A 23,749-nucleotide genomic window follows, 5' to 3' on the forward strand; every position below is an offset into this window, starting at 1 on the left:
ACCCTTAAGTGGATACGCTTCCAAAATTTATTTCGCATAATAATCATCTACATTCGCCCGGGTGACCACGGAAATCCCAGTATCTACCCGCACGGGCAGCGGAGTGTTGTCGCCAGAGGAAGAAGGTGCAGGAATCGTTAAATGATGATGCAGATGGAACAGATATTGAAGCGACCAATAGCCCATATTCCATGTTCCCTGGGCAATCGTTGCCGAGATCGTCCCACCACGAATCATATCCAGTGTCGCTTTATTTGTATCAAAAGAAATGATTTTCAGCGGATGGCTGTTTTTTTGACTCAGTACCGCTTCACCCACACCTGTTCCTCCCGTTGCATCGGTCACAAAAATGCCCGCCAGTTTCGGATAAGCTTTCATCAGCCTTTGCGACTCATCCCGGGAGACCATCGCGTCTGCACGGCCATCTGCTACTTCCACCACCTTCATCGCAGGATACTGCCGCTGAATGGTATCGCGAAAGCCACGCGAGCGTTCTTCATGATTTTGCTGTCCAGGTAGTGTCAGAACAGCGACTTGGCCTTCTCGTCCCAACAGCTCTGCCATTTTATCTGCAGCAGTCACGCCCGCCTTATAATTATCCGTGCCCAAAAAGGAATACGCACGACTCCCCGGCGCTCCGGCATCAAACAGTACTACAGGAATGCCCGCATCCAGCGCCTTATTAATCACCGGAATCAGGGAGTGAGGATCAATCGCTGATATGGCAATCCCTGCGGGCTTACGAGCAATCGCCTGCTCAATAACGGTCGTCTGCTCCTGCGCATCATAACGGGTAGCTCCCCGATACTCCACAGTCACCCCCAGCGCATCCCCGGCATCCTCGAAGCCCTTGAGCCCGCTTTTCCAATACTCCAAACCAGACTGGAAGGTAATCATCATATAGGTTTCTCCGATGCTGCCTCGTAGCCCCTTATCCTCCCAAGTACCATTCAACGGGCCCGTTTGTTCATACCTGAACACATAGAGAGCAAAGGCCGCAATCAACAGCATGTATACCAGCAGCGTTTTTTTCATCCTTCCTCTCCTCTTCCTGTGTATATCCTTAAGTTATAAATTCACTTTAATTTATTCTGGTTTTACTTAGTAATTTATTCTGGTTTTACTTAGATTGTAAACGCAATCATATCAAATTGGAACTACTTCACTCTTCTTACTTTCAGGTGGCGTTAATCCTGCACTAATGTTTCTACGTTACAATACCTACAATTGTGCTAGGGAAAACATGTGCGTATCTTGAGGAAAAGGAGTGATATGGATGAGCAAGCCGCGTATCGCGGAGTGGACAGAACTACGGGGCCTTGCCTACCTCGCTGTCGTGCTTCAGCATTGCATTGGCGAATATATTTATCGCAGCGACATCCAACAGCCAGATTCTGTTATGCTCGCGATGCTGTATCATTTGACACGTTTTGGCACACCGACGTTCGTTTTCCTGTCTGCGGCGCTACTTTTTTATAATGGCAACAAACCGATTGGTTATCCTCGCTATATTGGCAGGCGGTTTCGAGATATTTATGTTCCTTTCCTTTGCTGGACTGTTATTTATTGGGTATGTACTCAGAACTGGTCAACGGCGCAGTGGGGAAATATTTATTTTTACAAAGGTATGTTCGAGGAAATGATCATCCCCGTCAGCGGATATCATCTATGGTTTGTAGTCATGATCTTTCAGTTTTATATTTTGTTTCCTTTATTTGCAAAAGCAGCCGGGCAGGTTCAAGCGTTTCTACGTCGTTATAGTACGAAAAGACGCAAACAGCTTGTTTTGACTATTATGCTGATTGCCGCTGCGGTTTATGCTTTGCTGTTACAATGGTCCTACTATGACATGTCTGCATGGAGCACTCGGTTACCGTCCTTTTGGCAGACTCTGCTGGATTATCGCACCTATAACTTTGTCATGTACTTTTTCTATTTTATGCTAGGCGCAGTATGTGCTTACATGACAGACACCTGGCGTGGACTGGCCAAACAGGCGTTGCCGTGGAATGTATTTGTCTTTATTGGTTTGTTCATGCTCATGGGTCACACGATGCTGATCCAGTCGGGTGATACGATCAATCTCAATATTTCCACCTATTTGAAGCCAAGCACCTTTGTTCTAATCGTGTCGCAGTTGCTTTTATTGTACGGACTGCTGCTCCATTTGCAAAAAGATACGCGATCCGAGCCGTTTCGCCGTATGCTGAACTGGATCGGACGTTATTCTTTTGGAGGATATCTGGCCCATGCGCTCGTACTGGCCTTCATATCCTACTACACCCGCCCGCTTGCACTGGGCGATCATCATTTTACAGCTACGCTCATTACGTTTATCGTCGTGGCAAGTGTTTCTCTGGGCATAAGCTGGCTGTTTGCCCATCTGCCTGGCGGCAACTGGATTGTTGGCTCTAAAGGCAGACAGCGGTTGAACTGGCACTCGTTTCGTTTCCAGTTCCTTTCCTCCAAACGTGCTTCCAAAAGCACGCAGGAGCTTTGGCTAATCTTGTGTGTCTGTGTTTCAGCATGGGGTTATAATTCCAATGGACTTTGGCAGGGCTCACTTATTGAGCTCTGCTTTTTTTTGTTGCCTTAGTATGCCGTCCCCTCAAAAAAATGATTAACATTTTATGACATGAATATGTATTTTATTTTAAAATAAGTCATTATATAGAATAATCATAAACGTTACGCGGGAAAAGTCACAGTTTTGCATAACAAAGAAGGGAGAGGATGTACTGAACATAACATCGTCGTTGTTAATGATCTAGCCCTAAACATAGTGAGGCAGCTTCTTGGTTTGAAACATACGGTTGTACTGATTAATCAGTTCATCCAAAAGCATAGACTGCTCAAGTACACAAGCATGTCCGAAGCCATACTCTTCGTAAAGATCATGCAAATGTTGTCTGGCGTGTTCCATCTGTTGAATTAACGTTACCGTTTCATACCTGTTCATCCTGCATACCTCCTAATGAATCTCATTTTAAGGAGGGATGTACAAATACGTCATGATCTTTTTTGAACCAAAAAATTACAAAATAATACAAAAATAGACCAGCAATAAGCTGGTCCATAGTAGTTACACTCGAATTAAGCACCGCCGATGATTCCAGTGGTAGAAATCGTTCCATGACCTTGATTCGGACCTTGGATTGGTACTGCGAGTACCAATAAGAAGCTAGTTATTGCGAAAAGAAAAACCATCTTTTTGGTCAATTTTCTCCCATAGACTTTGCAACTGATCTCGGGTTTCAGGAACGGCATACGCTTTAAATCGTTCAAATAACATTGCACAATTATGCGAAAATATTCCTTTATTAATGGATTCGGCCTTTTCCCATGCATTTAGGAGACATTTGAAACCATATGGATATCTACCTTTATTAAGATTGTATTTAGCCATCTTGTACCAGAACCGAATGTATTCTCCCGGTAAAACTTGTTGTGTGTACATGTCAGAAGATGACGGTTCCTGATGAGCTGCAATTTGGGATTCAAAACGTCGGAGGACATGATCTACATCTACATTATATCGATTAGCTACTTCAAGGACGTTCAATAGCTCGGCCAAAATCTCTTTTTCGGCAGCCATATGTTCTACGTAATCGGGGAGAACACTAATATCCCCGGACATAAGCCTGTTGACGTACGTATTAATTTTCGCCCATTGTTGATATTGCTTCTTCCAATAAAGTGAATCAGGATCCTTCTCCTTCACCCAACTTAGATCGGCATAACCTCGAATATGTTCTAATGCCTGTTCATGATCACCTTTTGCATCGCAAGCATTAGCACACAGCAACTCGGAGTAAACTATGTATACAAACAGTGGCCTGCTTAGCTTTTTTCGTGGCTCTGTTCCTTTTCGCTTGGAGTTATGAACCAAATTATATTGTATCTGTCCTAATTGACCCATTTGAAATGCAAATTCATACACCTTGTCCCACATACTTAATGACCTATACACGTTCGCTAAATCTTTTAATGCATCTAATTGCTCTATCTCGTCTAAACGATCAACAAAAGGGGCAAATTCAATGGCAGCCTGAAGATTTACAGCTCTATCTTGTCCAATATTGATTTGGAACAAACGATACTGGCAGATCGCCAATCGCTCTGAATGCTGCTGCTTCTCACTTTCAGCCACCTTTTTGTAAAGGTATGCCGCTGCTTCATTGTAACCGTCTTTGTATACATTTTCGGCAACTTCAAAGAGTGATGGCGGATAACTAGGGTTATCCAATAACAGAATTACCACTCGCTGCAAGCAGTCCAGTCGTCCTAGCTCAATGCATCGGTATAGGAAAGGGCTGATTTTTTTCCAGTTTAGCGGAGATTCTTCAATACATTCTTCAATATAACGCTCGTAAAAATAATCCGGTGGTAAATTCATTCCCGCAGTAATACTATCCAGTTGGTGAACAGAAATAGATCGGTTACCGGTCACAATGCTACTAACTGTACCTACATTCAAATCAATCGTGTGACCAAACTTGGTCATCGTTAAGCCTTTTCGTTTCAAATAGGTTTGAATTTCTGCCTGTATCGTAGGTGTGATTTCCATGGATAAACCACCCTTTCAGCATTTTCATAGAATTTCAATTTCAATAAACAATATAGTTTGGAAACTAATAGTATAATTATAGATTTTCCTTCACGATAATACCATCTTTTGGAACAAACATAAATGCTTTTACTTTATTGATTTTTATATTTTTATTAGGAGATCATTGGATGTTGGACAATGGAAGGAGAGGATCATTTGAAAAATACAGGTATGACACGTCCCTTGGATACGTTAGGCCGGATTGTTATCCCTAAGGAGTTGCGAACCTCTATGGGTATTCAAGCTGGTGAGTCTTTAGAAATTTTATTTAGATGTTGAAACAGGATTATTGAGTATGCGGAAGTATATTGGAGTCTGCTGTCACTTATGTTATTCGGTTCATGATTTAAGCTATTTCAGGGATTCATTTTTATGTAAAAAATGCATAAACGATCTGAAGGGAAATATAGGTGTAAGTCAAATACCTGTTCCTGTTGTTAAGGAACCATACAAAGAAAAACGAGCACATCGGTCGCCTTCACAACATTTGGTTGAAAAGCTAAGAAGACTTATGCGTGAGCATCCAACAGCCAAGCAAGGCGAATATGCTGAATGGCTCGGCGTATCCCAAGGCCGTATTTCCCAGCTTAAAAAGCTATTATAGGTGCCGCACGACTCATATTCTAGCAAAGCTAAATAACCAGTCGCTGGTTGATTTCGTGCGACTGGTTATTTAAACTTCCAACCCATTATTTGCTGTAAATTATGGAATTAAACCTATCAAGGTGATATATTCTGACTATATGTAAACTTCCTGAAGGCACGTCTAACGAATACAAAGCTACAAAATTAAATGTTGGAGTGGTGAATAAATGAAATCACATGTTCTAATTTATGATGGTTATGTGAGTTTTGAGATTATGTTAGCAACCTATTTTATGAAAACCAAAGGGGACATTGTTACGATTGGGGTAACCAAAGACCCTGTAATTTCCTATGAGGATTTTAAAGTTACGCCTTCGATGGCCATTGATGAAGTGTCTGCGGAGGATATTCAACTCCTAATTATACCTGGTGGAGATAACACTCAATTAAAGACGAACAAGCAACTTCTAGCTTTAATCAATACACTAAATAATGATAATAAAGTGATAGCGACCATTTGTTCTGCCACTGAACTACTGGAGATAGCAGTTGTCTACTATAAAAGTCCTGTGAATCATCCAACGGGTCTGGAGATACACAAGAATATCATTACGGCTAAACCAAATAAGTATGTGGACTTTGCAATTGAAATAGGCAAGGTGATGAACATTTATACGGATGATGAAGATTTAAAAGAAACCATTGATTTTTTTAAGCTCTTTAAAGATAGTTGACTCTTCTGCTCTCCCCCACAACAATCACTTTATGCATGGTGATATTTGGGATATTATTAATAAGGAAATTAGCATACATAAAGGGGTAATTAAAATGAATGACAAATTAAAGGGGCTATTAGTGGGCTTAACCATTGGTACGATGATTACAGGTACAACCGCAATGGCTGCATCTGGAACAAGCGTAAATGCTGTTGTGAAAAAGTTTGATGTGTTTTTAGAGGGAACAAAAAAGAATACTGCCGATGCCTTGATTTACAACGGAAACACATACATCTCTGTTAAAGATATTGGAATTGCAGAAGGCAGACAAATCAGCCTCATTGATAATAAACTGTATTTAGGTAAACAGCAAAATATTATTACAGAAAATCAAGCGATCAATATTCTTTTTGATAAAATAAAAAACGAAGCTGTTAAATACAATTTAAATGTAATGGTTGAAGGTTTGGAAGGAACAAAATACTCTTTAAGAGCTTACGAAGATTTCCCTGATCACATTGCAACTTATGGATTCTATTACGTAGACAAATACACTGGCAAAGTAACTAAATATGACATCGTACACGATAAGGAAGTTGCAATTTAAGGATGGGTTTCCCCCATCCTTTTTTTGTTGTCAAACGATCTACTCCTCGACTTATTCATAAGGAAGATGTGCCACGGAATCCCCTGCTAACGCTTCAATTGAGCTTCATTCGAAGCGCCGGACTTACGATCGAATGTAATCGGGCCTTTGCGGTTGACGAGCCGTTTCAGATCGACGGTCATTTCATTTTTTAGCTTATTTATAAGCTGTTCCTCATTAATTCCTTTGCTTTTAGCGATGTCGGACAACGATTTGCCTTGTCCCAACTCATTTTCTAAGCGAACAGGAGTGATACCCAATAGTTTGGCTACTTTTTCGTTCAGATGATGGTCCCAGCCTCCAGGCCGTTTGCCATGCCCGTGCTTATAAGCATGTCCTTGTCGATGGCAGTCCTGTGACTGCATGCGCCCTGGATCAGCCTCACCCTGAATAGAGTTGCTAGGAGTAAGAGCTTGCATCTGGGGGCTTGTCTTTATACCAGCAGCTTCGATCATCCCTGCACTACTATACATCATCACTCCTACATACAGGGTAGCAGTGATTAATTTCCATTGTTTTTTCATATTCAGGCCCTTCTTTCACCCTTTTTAATTTAATATTTTCTCTTTCTGCTATTTTTATTCGTATTTTCACCTGTTAAGTAGTCACAAGACCGGGAAAATACGAGCTCATGAACATTTCTATCACGGTTACACCCCAATCTTCGATCTGAACGCACTCCTTGGAAACCTTATCCTGTAGGGAAGTAAGAATGAAGTACTAAACTTTCTACAATATAATTCGAAATTTTTCAGGTAAAATATTAAGGAAAATATGATAAAATTTTTTTGTAATCGATTACAATTAAAATTTTGGAAATAAATGTTGTATCAAGCTACTACAGAATGCACTGCATCGTAGTCAGACTACACGCAATTACACACAAGGAGGAAAGTCCAATGAAACAAAAAAGAATAAGGTTATTTTTATCAATTTTGATTTGTTTTTCGCTTATCTTACCCGCAGTAAATGCACAGGCGGCAACAACGATCACCTCAAACCAAACCGGTACCCATGACAACTACTACTATGAGTTGTGGAAAGATTCCGGGAACACAAGTATGACTCTTAATAGTGGGGGGGCGTTCAGTGCCCAGTGGAGTAACATTGGAAATGCATTATTCCGTAAAGGCAAGAAATTCGACGAGACCAAGACACACCAGCAAATTGGAAACATTTCCGTAAACTACAGTGCCAACTACCAACCAAATGGTAATTCGTATTTATGCGTCTATGGATGGGCAGTTAACCCGCTCGTAGAATATTACATCGTCGATAGCTGGGGAAGCTGGCGTCCACCCGGTGCAACATCGAAGGGCACTTTTACCGTTGACGGGGGAACATATGATATTTATGAAACCACTCGGGTTGACCAGCCTTCCATTAAAGGAGACAAAACAACTTTTCAACAGTATTGGAGTGTCCGGACATCCAAACGCACAAGCGGAACCATATCGGTTAGCGAGCACTTCAAAAAGTGGGAAAGCATGGGCATGAAAATGGGCAAGATGTATGAAACTTCACTTACTGTAGAGGGATACCAAAGCAGTGGGAGTGCTAATGTAACTAGTAATACAATTACGATTGGCGGCAGTTCTGACGGCGGAACGACTACTCCTCCAGGCACAAGTACGAAAATAGAAGCCGAAAGTATGACCAAAAGCGGTCAGCATACCTCAAATATCAGCTCGCCGTTCAACGGAGTGGCTTTATACTCCAACAATGATTCGGTGAAATATACGCAAAATTTCACTAGCGGCACCCATAGTTTTTCACTACGTGGTGCCTCGAACAACTCCAACATGGCCAAAGTTGACTTGAAAATCGGTGGACAAACAAAGGGGTCCTTCTATTTTGGTGGAAGCAACCCTGCCGTCTATACTTTAAACAATGTCAGCCATGGCACCGGAAACCAAGAGATCGAGCTCGTTGTAACAGCCGATGACGGAACATGGGATGCTTATGTTGATTATTTGGAGATCAACTAACCTTATTATCTATTAAAATTGTTAAGGAGGTACAACCTTGTTTATAGCTAAAGCAGGAAAATGGACGGCGATTATGTCAATCACCTTGTCTTTATTCACAGGATCGCTGGTGATCTCGAGCAACCAGGCGCTTGCGGCTGATTGCTCGAGCGGTTATGTAGCGTTAACCTTCGACGATGGTCCCAATCCCTCTAACACCAAAGCGCTGCTTAGTGCTTTGAAGCAAAACGGTTTACGGGCGACGCTCTTTAATCTTGGACAAAACGTGCAGAATAATCCTTCGCTTGTACGTGACCAGCAAGCAGCAGGCATGTGGATCGGTAACCATTCATGGTCACATCCGCATATGACACAACTGAGCACATCGCAGATGTCATCGGAAATTACACGCACGCAGCAAACGATACAGTCCATTACTGGCACGGTACCAAAGTTATTCCGTCCTCCGTATGGCGAGACCAACGCAACCCTCAAATCCATTGAGACCCAAAACGGTCTTACCGAAGTATTGTGGAACGTTGACTCCCAAGACTGGAACGGCGCCTCCACCGCACAGATCGTAGCTGCTGCGGGCAAACTTAAAAACGGCGATGTGATCCTGATGCATGATCAGTACCAGACTACACTCCAAGCTATTCCACAAATTGCACAGAACCTCAAAAACCGTAACCTTTGCTCTGGTATGATCTCACCAAGCAATGGCCGGGCAGTAGCGCCTGATGGCGGAAACGGCGAAACGCCGCCAAACAAAGGCACAAAAGTGGAAGCAGAGAATATGACCAAAGGCGGTCAGTACACTTCAAATATCAGCTCGCCGTTCAACGGAGTGGCTTTATACTCCAACAATGATTCAGTGAAATTCACACAGAATTTTACCAGTGGCACCCATAGTTTTTCACTCCGTGGTGCTTCAAATAATTCCAACATGGCCAAAGTTGACTTGAAAATTGGTGGACAAACGAAGGGTACCTTCTATTTCGGCGGGAGCAGTCCTGCGGTCTATACTTTAAACAATGTCAGCCATGGAACCGGAAATCAAGAGATTGAGCTTGTTGTAACAGCCGATGATGGGACATGGGATGCTTATATTGACTATTTAGAGATCATCTAATTTTAAAAAAACAAAATCCCGGCGGGATCTTCCCAGCCGGGATTTTTGTCGATATCCTTTTTACAACATTCTCAATGTAAAAATAACAAAATCTTGAAAATTGCAATCTGTTGTATAATGGCGGTTAACAACTAGAAATCGCTATAAAAATATTCATAAGAGATGCAGGTGATAGCGATGGAATGGTATTTTGCATACAAAGACGAATTGGAAAAAGTATTTCGTCAAGCGGAGGAACGGACGTCCACGTTTCCAGCTCCCTTTCAGCAAGAGGGTTTGGACTATCTGGCGCGTTTTAATCCGTTGAGGGAAGACAGCACGCGTAATTACATATGCTATTTGCTTCCATTTTGGCTGCAAGAACTCACCGGACTCCCCCCCGAAACATGCCGCAAGCTGTCACTTGGCAACGTATTCGTCATGGCTCACTATTTAATTCAAGATGATGTGATGGACACAGCAGCAGACAACCGTAAAACGCAACTCGCGTTAAGCCAGCTATTCTATACCGAGTGTCTAAGCGTATATCGGGACCTTTTTCCGGCAACCTCTCCTTTTTGGTCATATGCCCGAACGTATATTGATGAATGGGCCGTTAGTGTGACATTCGAAGGAACAGAGGACTATTTTCAAGGGGAAAGAAATAAGGTCGCGCTGAAAGCAAGTCCATTAAAAATGGCCGGAACGGGTGCTTTACTGCTTGCAGGCCGTGCCGATCTGATCCAGATCATTACAGATATGACGGACTTGGCGCTACTCGTGCTTCAAATGTCGGATGATTGGGCGGATTGGTCAGAAGATTTGGTCGAACATAGCTATAACTGTCTTTTGTCCCATATCAGTGCCGAGCAGAAGACGGCTTACTGTGAAGGATTGGGACCCAAACAGATTCAGGAAGCGATTTATGTACGCGGTGCACTCGCCAGCTATGTGAACATTGCCGATCAAGCAGTCCAACAGTTAGAGACCCTGGAGCCTTCTATCCACGGCCTACGTAGCTTTGCACATTCTATCGCAGCGGAGCTGGGCGAAGTGGCGGCGGAAATTGAAGGCGGACGCTCGCATTTGAGAAGAGGCGGACTTGATTACTGGCTCTCCAAAAATATGAAATAATGCTAGATTTTTCTGAGTCTTTCGTGGTATACTGACTAGGTAAATATAACCAATTGAATGAGAGGGTGATTTTTGATGGCTACTGAAGTTCTTCAAACACAAGTCATTCAAAAAGCTTGGGAGGATGCCAGTTTCAGAGAGAAACTGATGACAGATCCCAAATCTGCAATTCGTGATGTGTTAGGAGTCGTGATCCCCGATCATATCCAAATCAAAACGTTAGAGGAAACGCCTGATCAGTTTTTTCTGGTAATTCCTCCAGACCCCTCCGGTGTACTCGCTGCATCCCAGAAACCTCGCTCGATGTGGTAAATTGGTTGTTAATGCTTATTTAATCTATATTCCTTAATCTCATGTGGGTGGGCTCAGCAAGCTTCCCTCCGTTTTCTCCGAATGCAAAAAAGCCGGATATTATCCGGCTACGGGGAAGCGGATGGTCGCTTCCGTTCCCACCCCTTTTGCACTTGTAAAAGTTATTTTTCCATTCATCGTTTCAATAATCCGAAAAGTCACCATCATCCCCAAACCCGTGCCTTTTGTCTTATTCGAGAAATAAGGCTCACCTAGTCTGGATAAAGTCTGAGCATCCATCCCTTCACCATTATCCCGAATATGAATGACAGCTTCTCCGTTGTCCACATAAGCCCATATATGAATATGACCCTGGTCTCGCAGCGCTTCAATGCTGTTTTTGATAATATTGATGAACGCCTGCTTGAACTTGGAGGAATTCCCGCGTACTTTGATTTCCTGGGGAATATCCAGTGAAATTTTTCCACCTTGCAAATTAGCCATTGGACTGATGATTCCTTCAATATGTTTGAATTCGTCCAATATGGTCAACGTTTTGGTTTGGTCAAACTCTGGCTTGGCAAAAGTCAGAAAATCAGTAATAATCGCGGAAGCTCGATCCAACTCCTCCAGAGCGATATGTAGATAGTCTTTGTTTTTACCATCCTCCTGCTTGCTCATCAACTGAAGAAATCCACGTGTAACCTGAAGCGGATTACGTACCTCATGAGCTACAGATGCAGCCAGATCGCTAATAATCTCCATTTTCTCCGAACGTTGAAGCTCATTATTGAACATCTCCAGTTCTCTGGAATACCGAACCACCTGCTTGTGCTTTTCTGCCAGTCTTCTGCCCAAAATCGCGATCAACGCCAGTACAAAACCGAACACGCCCCATTTCCACAAAAACATATTGTAGTGTCCGTCTAGAATGAAGAACCAGCTCAGTTCCCCGATAGAGATGACTGCAAAAAATGCAAAGCCTGTCGATAAAATGATCGCTTCGTGATCACCCTTAAGTGCCATGCGAACCGAAGCAAATACCAGCAGTATCATTAAGGCGACGAGTAATATACCCAGGATGACTACACTAAAAAAATAATATATATCGTTCAACCGCTCCTGTGCTCCTAAATTAACAATCATCATGGTAAAGCAGAACAAAGAGTAGGCGGTTAACACTTTTCTGAATTTGCGAATCAGTATAATCGAATTGATATTTTGCTCAAAAAAGTAGGCTAATGAAGGTAGCAGAATAAATAGTGCCACATCAAAAAGTTGTAAGTACAGCTTGCCATAGCCGCGATAGAATGTATACAAGAATGGTGAATACGTTACGATCATCAGACCAATAGACAATACAATCGCACTTAGGGACAGCCACATGGCCATACTCGGACGGAACAGAAAAAACGAGCAGATCAGTAATACCAGGGCGATAAAGATAAACGTACTGCCCAGTACAATATCTAAAACATCCATTCTGACCAAGGTTCCCAATAAATCACGATAATCACCGGTCATCACATTGCCGATAATGCCCAGTCTATTCTTACTGCTTTCCGTCCATATGTATAATGTTTTACCGCTGTCTTCCGGCTTCAGCGGAATCAGAATACGATTATTCTCATAATTGTACCCACGGTAGGATTCGTAAAAATTGGTCCCATCTTTATACAGCGTAATATGCCTGCCATAAATATTTTCAAAAAGTACCGCTGGCGTTTCATCATTTAACGAAGGTAACTTAATACGAATCCAGGCGGAGCCTATATTACCGGGCTGCCTAAGCAGTTGTGTATCATCTTCAATATGCATCCAGATCTTGCTGCGATCCTTTACCTCATCTAAAGAGCCATCCTCGTCTACCGCTCCCCATCTCATATCCCAGGAGGGTATTTTATAATCCCTTTCCGGGGTCATTTTGGCCGCATAGGCGGAGTGGCCCAGCGACAACAGCAACACAATGACCGCTAGCAGGGTGGCGACAGCTTTGGGCACATGCCTCATGTTAAGCACCTCAAAGTTACATAGTAGGATTTATAAGTTTGTATACGTTTTAACATTTTTTACGTCCTGAAATTATATTATTCTATACGATGATGTGCATACCTTCTTCATAAGAAGGGTATCATGTTCTTTTTACTCATTTTTTGTAAAATCTTCATATTGATTAATGATCATTTCCTGTTCGCGCCGCTCTTTCTGCTCTCTAAGCCCCAACCACGGTTCACAATCTTCATCTTCATAGATCGTCCAAATATCGGAAAATAAATAATCGCGTATTTCTACTATTTTTCCCGCTTGTCCGCCATCTGTCCAGTATAAGCCTTCCGGGCGCCGAATGAGGGTGCGGGAAAATCCCGGGGTAGATGCCTTTTGACCTACTCGGATACGACTAATCATCGGACCAAACATGTACCATTCCAATTCATATCCCTCCCTATCTTCTTTATCATATCACAGCAGTTACCAAAAAAACGCTAATTGAGAATGGGCATATCCCTATTCGCATGATTTTAACTTCCTACAGACACACTAACTTAAGGTTTATCCGTTCTTCTGTTTGGGTAAGGTCGGAATAAGCAACAAAAAGTAAAGGAGCTGAGCAACATGGTCAATCGTGATGATCGAACTACTGAGCTACATGACAATGATTTTGAGCCTTCTCTGCAAAATGCAGAAACCAACTGGGAGAATCTTACGGAAGGGCCGGATACTCCTCTGGAGGACGTTCCAGATGCCGATGAACTGACACCGAACAGTCCTGTCGATCCTTCTGCTCCTGCTGAATTCCTGCATGGTACCGATTTGCTGAACGGTACGGATGGAGACGAAGAAGAGCAACTGGACAGCGACGATATGCTGGATTAACCACTTCATTTTATCGGGTGAAAGAAAACGGTTACCCATTCTGCTGTGCGGGTAATGAAGTGTATAACAGAAAGGAGTTGACTGATCTCCTATGTATAAAGATCCGATGTCTCAGGCCGATATGGAGTATAAGCGCTACAAAACCTTGAATCCTGTGGAAGCAGACGAACGTAGGACCGCGGACAAGACAACTACAGATGATATTTCGGCCGAAGATAACCCACGAGGAGTCGCATCTGCGAAGCCCGAACCCAGGGATCAAGGAAAATGAAAGGGTCAATTAGAGAATGCAAAAAGGGTGCAACCTAAGCCACGCAGATGATACATGGCTTGAGTGCACCCTTTTTGTACTTCATATGTTTACAATGGCAGCAATGCTACTGTCGATTTAGCTTCCAATCCATCTACCATTTCGTTCCAGACAGCAGGCTTGTTCGGCAATACTGTATAGTACCGACGTATGAAAGCTGCCACCAATTTGGCGCTCACTTCTTCCACGCTATCATCCTCAGGCATAAAGCCTAAATTCAGCCCTTCTACTGCTACACCATCGTTATTCCAGGACGGATGTACGTAGTCCAGATCCAAACGCTTATAGCCCAGATGAGATAGCACCTCACGTCGCACGTACGGGTCCATTGGCTTGACACCACCAAAGGGATGCTCGTTGCCACGGTAAGGGTCATAGATTTCAGCAAACATCCCCTGTAACTGCTGTCCGCTGGCCTGAGCAAGCGCGTGCAAGTCATTCTGGCGTCGTGTCCAAAGAAAACGGCCAATGCCCAGTCCCGGTTGTCCGATGATCGTAAAATCTGTCATAGCTACATTAAAGTCCTCATAATAACGATACTCTGTTGCACCAACTACCTTATCATCCTGTACCGCAACAAAGACACGAATACCCGGGTCTTCCAGCGGTTCCTTCCACAGACTGTACTCCAGCACTTCCTCTGGTGGAAATACTTCCTGCATTAGCTGATGCATGCTCGCAAACAAGGGGTCTTCAATATGAGTAATGCGATGATATTCCATAGGATAGGACACGCTCCTCTACAATTAGTGATGGGTATGAAACGGATTTCGCCATTCCATGAGGGCAGCATAATTACGCGATTGTTCATCATCCAAATAATTCGGCAGGATACAAACAGGCACCCGTCCGCAACGAAGCAGAAAAGTTAATACCGGGTCCTTCAGCTCACCAGACACTACGGCATCCACATACGCTTCTGCGCTCAATTGGTCGGCATGATGCTGATAACTAGGCATACGCCCCGCGCCCAGCAAACGATCCAGTCTCCGTTCAATCACAAGATGATATAAGGAAAAAATCAGCCATTTGCCCAGACCCAATCTGCGGTAAGCAGGACGTACCGCCAAATCAATCACATACAGCGCCTTGCCGTCCTCACAGTGCGTACGAATATAACCGTCATCTGCTACTTCCTCCCATGTATGCTGGGGATGTTCGGGGTTATAATGCATCAGTAGGCTGGTTACCGAACCCGCCAGTTTCCCCTCAATTTCCACACACAGCGCTCCATCTGCAAAATGCTCTGTCTGGCTAGCAATCTGCTCCCGGCTCCATAACAGCTCCTGCGGATAAGGTGGGGGGAAGCTCTCCTGCTGAATACGCAGCAATCCCTCATAATCAGCTGTAGAATAATTACGAATCACCGCCCGTAGCGGCCGATCGCCGTCAAAGATGAACCATTCTTTGCGATACATGGCTTATTTCCTTTCATTAGCTCCAGTCTGTGTATAAATCTGTTCTACGGTCACGCCAGGTTGTAACCGAGCCCCGCTCGCGCACATCGTACAACAGCTGCAAATCGAGATCTGCTGTCACAATCATATCGTTGTTCAGTTCACCCTCCACCATAATGCCGCGTGGCGGAAAAGGAATGTCATTGGGTGTAATGACTGCGGCTTGTCCATAATTGGCACGCATAAAATCAACCGTAGGCAAAGCGCCGACAGTTCCCGTTAAAACGACATACACCTGATTTTCAACCGCTCTGGCGTGGCTTGTATATCGTACCCGGTAAAATCCGTGACGATCGTCCGTACAGGAAGGACAGAAAATAATATCTGCTCCCTTGGCCTTCGCCATGCGAACGATTTTGGGAAATTCAATATCATAGCAGGTCAGCATCGCTATGGTGCCCTTGGACGTCTCAAACACATTCAGCCCCTCACCGGGAGCCATATTCCATTCATGCACCTCTGTCGGTGTAATGTGAATTTTGTCCTGAGTGGCCACACGCCCGTCCGGGTAAAACAAATGTGCCGTATTATATAAACGTTCGTTTCTCCTAACTACATGAGTGCCACCGATAATATGCATCCCGGTTCGACGTGCGAACGAAGTGAATAATTCAAGGTACCGGTCCGTAAAATCCGGCAGGTAGTTGATCGTCAGAGCTTTGCCTTCACTATCACCAATCGACATAAGCTGGGTCGTAAAAAACTCGGGAAACAGAACAAATTCCGCGCCAAATTCCTCCGCTGTTTTGATATAATGCTCCGATTGCAGGGCAAATTGCTCGAATGAGTCAATCGTATGCAGATGATATTGAACCGCCGATACTCTGATTTTGCTCATAATTCCTCCTCGGACATCACGTCTTTTAGATTGCAAGGGGGGCCCGTTGCTGTTCACATTATAACCGATTCAAAACGGTGCGAAAACTGAACCTGATAATCAGGGCTTGCCTTCTGCACCTACTTTGTTTAAAATAAGGTCAAATCTTTTGAATACCATGAACAAAGACAGTGACGGAGACAAGTAAACGTCTAACGGATTCCCACAGAAAGGTACGAATTGCTGAGAGCGTACCGCAATCCCGCGTTGAAATTCACTCCCGAGTCGAGCCTTGAACCGACAGAAGGATTCATTCCTTTGTCCGCAGTAGAGGTTTCCGGAAGCCCCCGTTACGGGCATCAAGCTCAGAAGTTACTGCCGTCGACTGAACGACGTTGACGATTCGTATGTATACTTCTGTAATTAGGGTGGTACCACGGCATTCGTCCCTTGCGACGAGTGCCTTTTTGTGTTATTTTCTGCAAGAAAAGTCTATGGGCTGACAGAAAAAACAAATTTAAATTCGGGAAGGATGTAGTACTGTATGTCTACAAATGAAAATTCTTTGGAGCTGCTGCGTGAACAGCTCGATGCTACAAATTTGCAATTGCTGGAGTTGCTGTCCCAACGCGCTGAACTGGCGGGACAACTTGGAAAATTGAAGGAAGCTCAAGGGGTACCTGACTTTGATCCGGTACGTGAGCAACAAATGTTGGACAAACTGATCGCGGCTAACCGTGGGCCTTTTGACGATGCTACGATTCGCCAGCTGTTCAAAAATATTTTCAAGGCTTCTTTGAACTATCAAAAAGAAGAACACAAAAAACATCTGATCGTTAGCCGCAAAAATCAACCGGATAGCACAGTTATCAAGGTTAAAGATACGCTGGTGGGCGGCAAAGCCTCCATCATGGTTGCAGGTCCCTGCTCGGTCGAAAGCTACCAGCAAACTCGCGAAGTAGGTGCGGCTCTCAAGGAAGCCGGTGTGCCGATTCTGCGTGGTGGTGCGTTCAAACCACGTACGTCCCCGTATGATTTCCAAGGACTGGGCGTGGAAGGACTGCAAATTCTCAAACGTGTAGGCGACGAGTTCGGGCTGGCTACAATCAGTGAAATCGTCGATCCAAGACATTTGGAGGAAGCGATCCAATACATCGACATTATTCAAATTGGTGCGCGCAACATGCACAACTTTGAATTGCTCAAAGCTGCGGGTGAAACCAGAACTCCGGTTCTGCTCAAACGCGGACTGGCTGCCACAATGGAAGAGTTCCTTCATGCTGCTGAATACATCGTTTCCCGTGGTAACACGCAAGTCATGCTGATTGAACGCGGTATCCGTACGTACGAAAAATGGACGCGTAACACGCTGGATATTTCCGCTGTTCCGATTTTGAAAAAGGAAAGCCATCTGCCTGTATTGGTGGACGTGACTCACTCCACAGGACGTAAGGACATCCTGGCTCCTTGCGCCAAAGCTGCCTTGGCTGCTGGAGCCGACGGTATCATGGTGGAAGTCCATCCAAACCCAGCAGTCGCTTTGTCCGATGCTCAGCAACAGCTGAACATTCCTGAGTTCCACAACTTCCTGTCTGAAGTCAAAGAATCCGGTTTATTCAAAGCGTAAAACTAATTTTATGCCGGGATTCATAAACCGCTTTCATTTTCTCGGACAATGATGTAAAATTGGATCAGGATTGTGACTGATCATGCAGGCAAAACCTAAATGTATGTATGCTCGACTTTTGTTGAGGCATATATATGTTTAGGTTTTTTTTATGCCTAATTCTTGAATAAAAAGAATACCTACATGGTTATAATCCTAAAAAAACATCATAGGAACGTTCAGAGAGGGGAACAGAAATGAGAGAAAGAAAAGGGTTAAGCATTTTTTTATTAGCCATGATTTGTATTTTGATCATCAGTGGCTGTAGTAGTAAGGCTCCCGCCGTTGTGAAGGATGAAAGCGCTGCTCCAACAGAAAAACAAACGGAAAATAAAGTAGAAAATAAAGCAACCAAGGCCAGAACGGTAATCACTACCGATGGAGAAGTAGATGATATGAACTCTGTCATTCGCTTTCTTCTTTACTCCAATGAAATGGATTTGTCGGGGATTGTACTGACTAGCTCTGTATATCATTATGCAGGTGATGAAAAGGCTGGCATCAAGCCATTTAGATGGACCGGAACACAATGGGTAACGGACATGATTGATGCCTACGGAGAGATTTATCCCAACTTAATCAAACATGCCGAGGGATATCCAAAGCCTGAATATATCAAGAGCGTTACCAAAATAGGTAACATTTCAAATAAAGGTGAAATGGACAAAGAAACGGAAGGCTCCAATTTCCTTAAAACACTTTTCCTGGACGATGACAAAAGAGATTTGTACGTACAAACTTGGGGTGGAACCAATACCACGGCCAGAGCTTTAAAGTCCATTGAAGACGAATATAAAAATACAGATCAATGGGAAACGATTCAAAAAAAAGTAAGTGATAAACTCGTACTGTACATCATTCTGGACCAGGACGATAGCTACAATAATTACATCGCTAAAAATTGGCCTGATATCAGAATTATCAATGATCAATCTAACTTCTGGCATTTCGCTTATGCTTGGAAAATGCACACAGAAGAAGTAAACAGCAAGTTGCACGGGGAATGGAACTTCAAAAATATTAAAGATGGTCATGGCAAGTTGCTCAATATGTATGCCTTGATGGGCGATGGCAATATCATCAAAGGCGAGTTGGATGAAGAACAAAGAGGCAGTGAAGCCTACTTAAAGAAAAATCCACAATACGACAAGTATGACTTTATTTCTGAAGGTGATTCTCCATCCTTCTTCTATTTAATTGATAACGGATTGCGGAGTATGGAAAACCCAACCTATGGTGGCTGGGGAGGTCGTTTCGGTGTCGTTAACGATAAATTATTTAGAAATACCGTGTTAGATTATGATGTGCATACGAAAAAATTCGAAGCAGAGTATTCTCTGATGCGTTGGTTTGATGATATTCAAAATGACTTTGCTGCTCGTGCAGATTGGGCTATTGCATCCGACTACAAAGATGCCAACCACAATCCAACGTTGACCATTAAAGAAGGATTAGACCTAACCGCTAGTCCAGGGGAGAAAATAACCCTGCATGCAGAAGGTTCAGATCCCGACGGTAATCAATTGACCTATAAATGGTGGAGATATTTTGAAGCAGACACGTATGAAGATTCTAAAGTAAAACCAGCACAAGTTAAACCTGAATTGCTGGGGGAAATGCAGCTTGGGCTTCATCGAGAAGTAGCTAAAGGCGAGAAAGTAAACACGATTGACTTGCAAGGTAGTGATACGAATGCAGTTAGTTTCACAGTTCCTGCAGATGCTAAGTCAGGGAATACGCTTCATATCATTGCAGAAGTACAGGACAATGGAAAACATCCTTTAAAGCATTATCAACGTGTGATTGTAACCGTAAAATAATTGAACACAACACCCAATAAAATTAGGCTCATGGAATAACACTCCATGGGCCTGTTTATTTTTGCACATCGGACCTCAGACAATCTCTATACACGTTTAATGCTTTTTTCAGTCAAAGGAACATAATATCCTTTGCCATTCGGACCCATAGCAAATTTATTGCGAAGATGAATTAGATTAGGGCCGAATTTCGCCTCTAATTGTTCACGGAACTCATATAGGATCTCCATGATATAAATATCATGAATAATCACTTCTGTAATCGGCATCACCAGACCCGGATGTAACGTCCATGCAGCGCGGCTGTCATCACCAAGTGAAAGTATGCCAGCTACGACCTCCCGGTCGTCTACGCTAAGTACAATCCACCGACCACCAATTTCAGACGTAATCTCCTCACTCATATCATGGCGGTAAACAGTAGCGAAATCAAAATTAAGCTCCCCATACGCTACAATGATCACTTCAATTCCTTGCTGAGCGACTTGCTCTAAGGCATCTCGGAACACCTCGGCATCCTCTTTCCAAATTTCCAATAAAATTCGGTGTTTTGCTCCCTTTACCCCTTCATTTATGCGATTGATAATGGCTTCATACCCCGAAATATTCCAAATATTCTCTCTATTTTGAAATGATGCTGTGTACTGCTCCAAACTCTCTTGCGCCACATTGAAAATCTGCTCTGCTTTGCGTTTTCTCTGGGCAATCAATTCATGTGGCGGGAGCGGCACATACAGAGGCGTATTTTCTTGACTGACCATGATATCCCCACGGTTGACCATTCCAGACAAAACCTCGTAAATTTTGGATCTCGGTACCCCGGAATTCAATGAAACGGCGTATCCCGAAAGTGGAGAGCTTTCCAATAAGGTCACATAAGCCTTGGCTTCATATTCACTAAAATTCAAATCCCGTAGAATTTCTAATATATTTGGTTTTGGTTTCATGACGTCTTCTCCTCAATTCGTGTTCATCCTTACTATATCACTTCCCCTTGACAAAAACTGATATACACACTATCTTTTTAGTAACGTTTTTATAGTAGTCACTTTAGTAGCTACTATCATCATTTCACAGGGGATTATCTCAGGGAGGATTTAACTTGAACAAAGTCATAGCTCATCACAGCGAAAGCAGCCGGATTTACTACGGTTCTACGATTCTGGCCCTATTGATCTGGAGTACATCGTTTATTGCCACCAAAGCAGCCTACACGACGTTCCCCCCTCTTACCTTGGGTCTATCCAGATTTATTATAGCTTCCGTTGTGCTAGGTATCGTTTTGCTGATTAAAAAAGAACATATCAAAGTAAAGCCAAAAGATTTGGTTACGATTTCGTTTAGTGGTGTTTTGGGAATCACTCTCTATTTTTCAATGGAGAATATAGGGGTTAGCTTGACTACCGCTTCCAACGCAGCATTAATTGTTGCATCATATCCCGCAATTACATCGCTGCTTGAACTTATTTTGTATAAAGTGAAAATATCCAAATATAAAATTTGCGGTATAGCATTGGCCATGATCGGGGTATATTTCTTGACTTCAGTTGGCGAAAGCTCGGATAGTAAGAATCAACTAATCGGAAATTTAATATTGATTGGAACGGGTTTTGCGTGGGCGTTTTACACTTTCATGACGCGCAAGGTAGTGGACAAATATCCGCCTGTGACGTTATCTTTTTATCAAACTGTTGCAGGAAGTATCTTTTTTATACCGTTGGCTCTATTAGAAAAGGATAGTTGGCAGGCTCCGACAACAGGATCGTTTATGTTGTTAGTATATCTGGGCGTATTCTGCTCCGTTATCGCATTTTTGCTTTACAATTACGGGTTAATCAAGCTGTCACCGAGCAGTTCCGTTTCTCTGATGAATTTGGTTCCGATATTTGGAGTCTTATTTTCTGTGTTGCTTTTGCAAGAAACGATTACATGGCGCCAAATCATTGGTGGTTTGGTCGTCATTATAGGTGTCCTACTGAGTGCTCATCAAACGAACCGTACCTAAAATGATAGATTGCACACTAGTTATAAAAGTTAAGATAAGCATCGTTGTATAGGTATTAGCGCTACAGTACAAGGGCGAGTGACCTCACCAAAAGTTTCTCGCCCAGTCGGTTGCATTTATGCAGTCGGCTTTTTTTCTTTTATATAAAAAAGGTGGTTATATTGATTGATGAGGTTATCCATAATTACAGACTGTCTGAGCACACTGGCATGATTAAAGCCATGTTTTGCTTGCAAAATATACAGCTTTTGACGAGCTTTCTCAAGCTGTTGACGCAAAATGTCGTCTCTTATCATAATATATCCCTCCTTGTCATATTATCAGTGTAGAGGGTTATGAATAAGTATACTAAAAGTAAAGGTTTGGGATAATTATCTAATAGCACAAAAAAAAAGACCTGCTCTATGAGCTCTAAGGTTGTCCTCTTAGACAATCCTGTGTGATTCGCTTATCCGGCAGAATGAATATCCTGATCCGTTACGTTCTTCCTGGCTGAAACTGGGAACACGTTTTTTCCCTTCGCCCATAGCAACAACGCTGCAAGCAGCAGTATGCCTCCGTTTAACACAAAGATCCAGCGGATTGGCATCCAGCTGCCAAGCATACCGCCAATCAACGGCCCCGCCATGGTCGCGAGTTGAGTAGCTGATTGGCTCAAGCTAAAGGCTCGTCCGCGAAACTCCGGCTTGGTGACCTCCACAGTCATTGCGTTGATAGCCGGCATGACGGACGCATAAAATAATCCATATCCAAACCGAAGCGCACCAAAACCAACAAAGTTGGTTACAAAAAATTGTAAGATGTTCCCGATTCCCGAACCGATCAGTCCAATCAGCAGCACGTGTGCAAATCCGGTCCGGCCTCCAATCCGTCCCCATCGGGGAGCCATGAGCACCGCCGCAATACCAACGGCTGAGAATACAATCCCGGAACTTAAAGACGCCCGGCTACGGTCAACTCCCATTTCAAGCACATATACCGTAATTAACGGTTCCAATATCATGACGGAAAAGGTACTTAATCCCGCCAGAATAAGCAAAAAGCACAAAGGCCGATTAGCAATAGCCTCCTTGATATCATCACGAACATGCGAGCGGGTACTGGTTCCCTTGAAGCTGTCCTCTCTAGCGCCAAAAGTCGCGATTAACGCAGATACCAGCACAAGAGCTGCAGAGAAAAAAAAGGCATTCCGATTGCCATAATAATGGCTCACTACACCGCCAATCAGCGGACCTATAATGCTGCCTGTCGCCCCAGCGGTCGCCATAATACCGAGTGCATAGCCGGTTTTCTCCTCAGGCGAGCCCGTTCCGACCAGCGCAATCGCAGCAGGAATAAACCCGGATAGAAGGCCTTGAAACAACCGTACTCCTACGAACACATACGGATCTGTCACAAAAGCACATATCAGGTACAACACCGCCAGGCTAAAGCCTGAACGAATCAACATCGGCTTACGTCCATACTTATCTGCAAGCGAACCCCAAAATGGGGCAATCAGCGCGCTGGCTAAAAAAGTGACTCCAAAGGCAATCCCCGACCACAGTTCCAGATGATCATTTACGCCCATTTCCGTATTCAGAAAAATAGGTAAAAACGGAATAGACACGGAATAGGCCATGCTGCAAAACAATACTCCAATCCACAAAATGACCAGGTTTCGCTTCCAATATAGATGCATGATGCCACACGTCCCTTCTGCTCATTCCATTATTACCCTCTAAATTAGAAAAGTCTACCG

23 protein-coding genes, 1 pseudogene and 1 other annotated feature are annotated in these 23,749 nt (G+C 43.5%); of the genes and pseudogenes, 12 read left to right on the top strand and 12 right to left on the bottom strand.

The window, feature by feature from the left end; all coding sequences use genetic code 11:
* Window positions 1-27: 27 nt before the first annotated feature.
* A complete protein-coding gene (locus MKX30_RS15840; RefSeq protein WP_023987342.1) occupies window positions 28-1,035 on the bottom strand; it encodes a substrate-binding domain-containing protein in 1,008 nt (335 codons plus the stop codon).
* Between the two features lie 241 nt (window positions 1,036-1,276).
* Here MKX30_RS15840 and MKX30_RS15845 point away from each other — a divergent pair, with 241 nt between their 5' ends.
* The gene (locus MKX30_RS15845) at window positions 1,277-2,596 is read left to right on the top strand and encodes an acyltransferase (protein ID WP_341062980.1); all 1,320 of its coding nucleotides are present in this window, start codon (window positions 1,277-1,279) and stop codon (window positions 2,594-2,596) included.
* Between the two features lie 177 nt (window positions 2,597-2,773).
* On the opposite strand, the gene MKX30_RS15850 is transcribed toward MKX30_RS15845, so the two are convergent.
* The gene (locus MKX30_RS15850; protein ID WP_025723187.1) at window positions 2,774-2,959 is read right to left on the bottom strand and encodes an aspartyl-phosphate phosphatase Spo0E family protein; all 186 of its coding nucleotides are present in this window, start codon (window positions 2,957-2,959) and stop codon (window positions 2,774-2,776) included.
* 222 nt (window positions 2,960-3,181) lie between these two features.
* Window positions 3,182-4,567 carry a helix-turn-helix domain-containing protein gene (locus tag MKX30_RS15855; protein WP_341062981.1) on the bottom strand — a complete coding sequence of 462 codons (1,386 nt, stop codon included), beginning with the start codon at window positions 4,565-4,567 and terminating at the stop codon, window positions 3,182-3,184.
* Window positions 4,568-4,765: 198 nt separating this feature from the next.
* On the opposite strand from MKX30_RS15855, the pseudogene MKX30_RS15860 reads away from it, so the two are divergent.
* From MKX30_RS15860 to MKX30_RS15870, 3 genes and pseudogenes are all read left to right on the top strand, one after another.
* Window positions 4,766-5,213, top strand: a pseudogene (locus tag MKX30_RS15860) (AbrB/MazE/SpoVT family DNA-binding domain-containing protein).
* 208 nt (window positions 5,214-5,421) lie between these two features.
* Window positions 5,422-5,928 carry a DJ-1/PfpI family protein gene (locus tag MKX30_RS15865; RefSeq protein ID WP_338533323.1) on the top strand — a complete coding sequence of 169 codons (507 nt, stop codon included), beginning with the start codon at window positions 5,422-5,424 and terminating at the stop codon, window positions 5,926-5,928.
* Between the two features lie 94 nt (window positions 5,929-6,022).
* Window positions 6,023-6,517: a hypothetical protein gene (locus MKX30_RS15870; RefSeq protein WP_053324789.1), complete on the top strand. Its 495-nt coding sequence runs from the start codon at window positions 6,023-6,025 to the stop codon at window positions 6,515-6,517.
* A gap of 86 nt (window positions 6,518-6,603) precedes the next feature.
* Here the strand turns inward: MKX30_RS15870 and MKX30_RS15875 are convergent, their stop codons facing one another.
* Window positions 6,604-7,080, bottom strand: coding sequence for a hypothetical protein (locus tag MKX30_RS15875; RefSeq protein ID WP_338533322.1), 477 nt, complete (start codon window positions 7,078-7,080; stop codon window positions 6,604-6,606).
* 375 nt (window positions 7,081-7,455) lie between these two features.
* Between MKX30_RS15875 and MKX30_RS15880 the strand changes: the two genes are divergently transcribed.
* The 4 genes from MKX30_RS15880 (at window position 7,456) to MKX30_RS15895 (ending at window position 11,080) form a co-directional block, all read left to right on the top strand.
* Window positions 7,456-8,544: a glycoside hydrolase family 11 protein gene (locus MKX30_RS15880; protein WP_023987332.1), complete on the top strand. Its 1,089-nt coding sequence runs from the start codon at window positions 7,456-7,458 to the stop codon at window positions 8,542-8,544.
* 37 nt (window positions 8,545-8,581) lie between these two features.
* The gene (locus tag MKX30_RS15885) at window positions 8,582-9,655 is read left to right on the top strand and encodes a polysaccharide deacetylase family protein (protein WP_053324787.1); all 1,074 of its coding nucleotides are present in this window, start codon (window positions 8,582-8,584) and stop codon (window positions 9,653-9,655) included.
* 177 nt (window positions 9,656-9,832) lie between these two features.
* The gene (locus MKX30_RS15890; RefSeq protein ID WP_338533321.1) at window positions 9,833-10,768 is read left to right on the top strand and encodes a hypothetical protein; all 936 of its coding nucleotides are present in this window, start codon (window positions 9,833-9,835) and stop codon (window positions 10,766-10,768) included.
* A gap of 75 nt (window positions 10,769-10,843) precedes the next feature.
* Window positions 10,844-11,080: an NHLP leader peptide family RiPP precursor gene (locus MKX30_RS15895; RefSeq protein ID WP_013309068.1), complete on the top strand. Its 237-nt coding sequence runs from the start codon at window positions 10,844-10,846 to the stop codon at window positions 11,078-11,080.
* 99 nt (window positions 11,081-11,179) lie between these two features.
* Here MKX30_RS15895 and MKX30_RS15900 read toward each other — a convergent pair whose 3' ends face one another.
* Together MKX30_RS15900 and MKX30_RS15905 are read right to left on the bottom strand one after the other, a co-directional pair.
* A complete protein-coding gene (locus tag MKX30_RS15900; protein ID WP_023987329.1) occupies window positions 11,180-13,069 on the bottom strand; it encodes a sensor histidine kinase in 1,890 nt (629 codons plus the stop codon).
* Between the two features lie 132 nt (window positions 13,070-13,201).
* Window positions 13,202-13,489: a hypothetical protein gene (locus tag MKX30_RS15905; RefSeq protein WP_023987328.1), complete on the bottom strand. Its 288-nt coding sequence runs from the start codon at window positions 13,487-13,489 to the stop codon at window positions 13,202-13,204.
* Between the two features lie 183 nt (window positions 13,490-13,672).
* Between MKX30_RS15905 and MKX30_RS15910 the strand changes: the two genes are divergently transcribed.
* Window positions 13,673-13,933, top strand: a complete 261-nt coding sequence (locus tag MKX30_RS15910) for a hypothetical protein (protein WP_069079713.1) — start codon at window positions 13,673-13,675, stop codon at window positions 13,931-13,933.
* Window positions 13,934-14,293: 360 nt separating this feature from the next.
* Here MKX30_RS15910 and MKX30_RS15915 read toward each other — a convergent pair whose 3' ends face one another.
* The 3 genes from MKX30_RS15915 to MKX30_RS15925 are packed head-to-tail and all read right to left on the bottom strand — an operon-like array spanning window position 14,294 to window position 16,538.
* Window positions 14,294-14,965 (bottom strand): hypothetical protein, encoded by a 672-nt coding sequence (locus MKX30_RS15915; protein WP_028543187.1) that lies wholly within the window; start codon window positions 14,963-14,965, stop codon window positions 14,294-14,296.
* 24 nt (window positions 14,966-14,989) lie between these two features.
* Complete coding sequence (locus MKX30_RS15920) at window positions 14,990-15,661, bottom strand: GNAT family N-acetyltransferase (RefSeq protein ID WP_341062982.1); 672 nt, start codon at window positions 15,659-15,661, stop codon at window positions 14,990-14,992.
* Between the two features lie 16 nt (window positions 15,662-15,677).
* On the bottom strand, window positions 15,678-16,538 hold the full coding sequence (locus MKX30_RS15925) for a carbon-nitrogen hydrolase family protein (RefSeq protein ID WP_341062983.1): 861 nt from the start codon (window positions 16,536-16,538) through the stop codon (window positions 15,678-15,680).
* Window positions 16,539-16,699: 161 nt separating this feature from the next.
* Window positions 16,700-16,971: a binding site (T-box leader), on the top strand.
* 90 nt (window positions 16,972-17,061) lie between these two features.
* Between MKX30_RS15925 and MKX30_RS15930 the strand changes: the two genes are divergently transcribed.
* Entirely contained in the window at window positions 17,062-18,144 is a 1,083-nt protein-coding gene (locus MKX30_RS15930; RefSeq protein ID WP_013309063.1) for a bifunctional 3-deoxy-7-phosphoheptulonate synthase/chorismate mutase, read from the top strand.
* Between the two features lie 236 nt (window positions 18,145-18,380).
* Window positions 18,381-20,003 (top strand): DUF1593 domain-containing protein, encoded by a 1,623-nt coding sequence (locus MKX30_RS15935; protein ID WP_023987322.1) that lies wholly within the window; start codon window positions 18,381-18,383, stop codon window positions 20,001-20,003.
* Window positions 20,004-20,089: 86 nt separating this feature from the next.
* Here the strand turns inward: MKX30_RS15935 and MKX30_RS15940 are convergent, their stop codons facing one another.
* Window positions 20,090-20,950 carry a TrmB family transcriptional regulator gene (locus tag MKX30_RS15940; RefSeq protein ID WP_023987321.1) on the bottom strand — a complete coding sequence of 287 codons (861 nt, stop codon included), beginning with the start codon at window positions 20,948-20,950 and terminating at the stop codon, window positions 20,090-20,092.
* A 155-nt stretch (window positions 20,951-21,105) separates the two neighbouring features.
* Here MKX30_RS15940 and MKX30_RS15945 point away from each other — a divergent pair, with 155 nt between their 5' ends.
* Window positions 21,106-22,008: a DMT family transporter gene (locus tag MKX30_RS15945; protein WP_023987320.1), complete on the top strand. Its 903-nt coding sequence runs from the start codon at window positions 21,106-21,108 to the stop codon at window positions 22,006-22,008.
* A gap of 116 nt (window positions 22,009-22,124) precedes the next feature.
* On the opposite strand, the gene MKX30_RS15950 is transcribed toward MKX30_RS15945, so the two are convergent.
* Together MKX30_RS15950 and MKX30_RS15955 are read right to left on the bottom strand one after the other, a co-directional pair.
* Window positions 22,125-22,304, bottom strand: a complete 180-nt coding sequence (locus tag MKX30_RS15950) for an aspartyl-phosphate phosphatase Spo0E family protein (RefSeq protein WP_025723205.1) — start codon at window positions 22,302-22,304, stop codon at window positions 22,125-22,127.
* A gap of 152 nt (window positions 22,305-22,456) precedes the next feature.
* Window positions 22,457-23,689, bottom strand: a complete 1,233-nt coding sequence (locus MKX30_RS15955) for an MFS transporter (protein ID WP_023987318.1) — start codon at window positions 23,687-23,689, stop codon at window positions 22,457-22,459.
* Between the last annotated feature and the right edge of the window lie 60 nt (window positions 23,690-23,749).

Source organism: Paenibacillus sp. FSL P2-0173 (assembly GCF_038008045.1).
GTDB lineage: Bacteria > Bacillota > Bacilli > Paenibacillales > Paenibacillaceae > Paenibacillus > Paenibacillus polymyxa_B.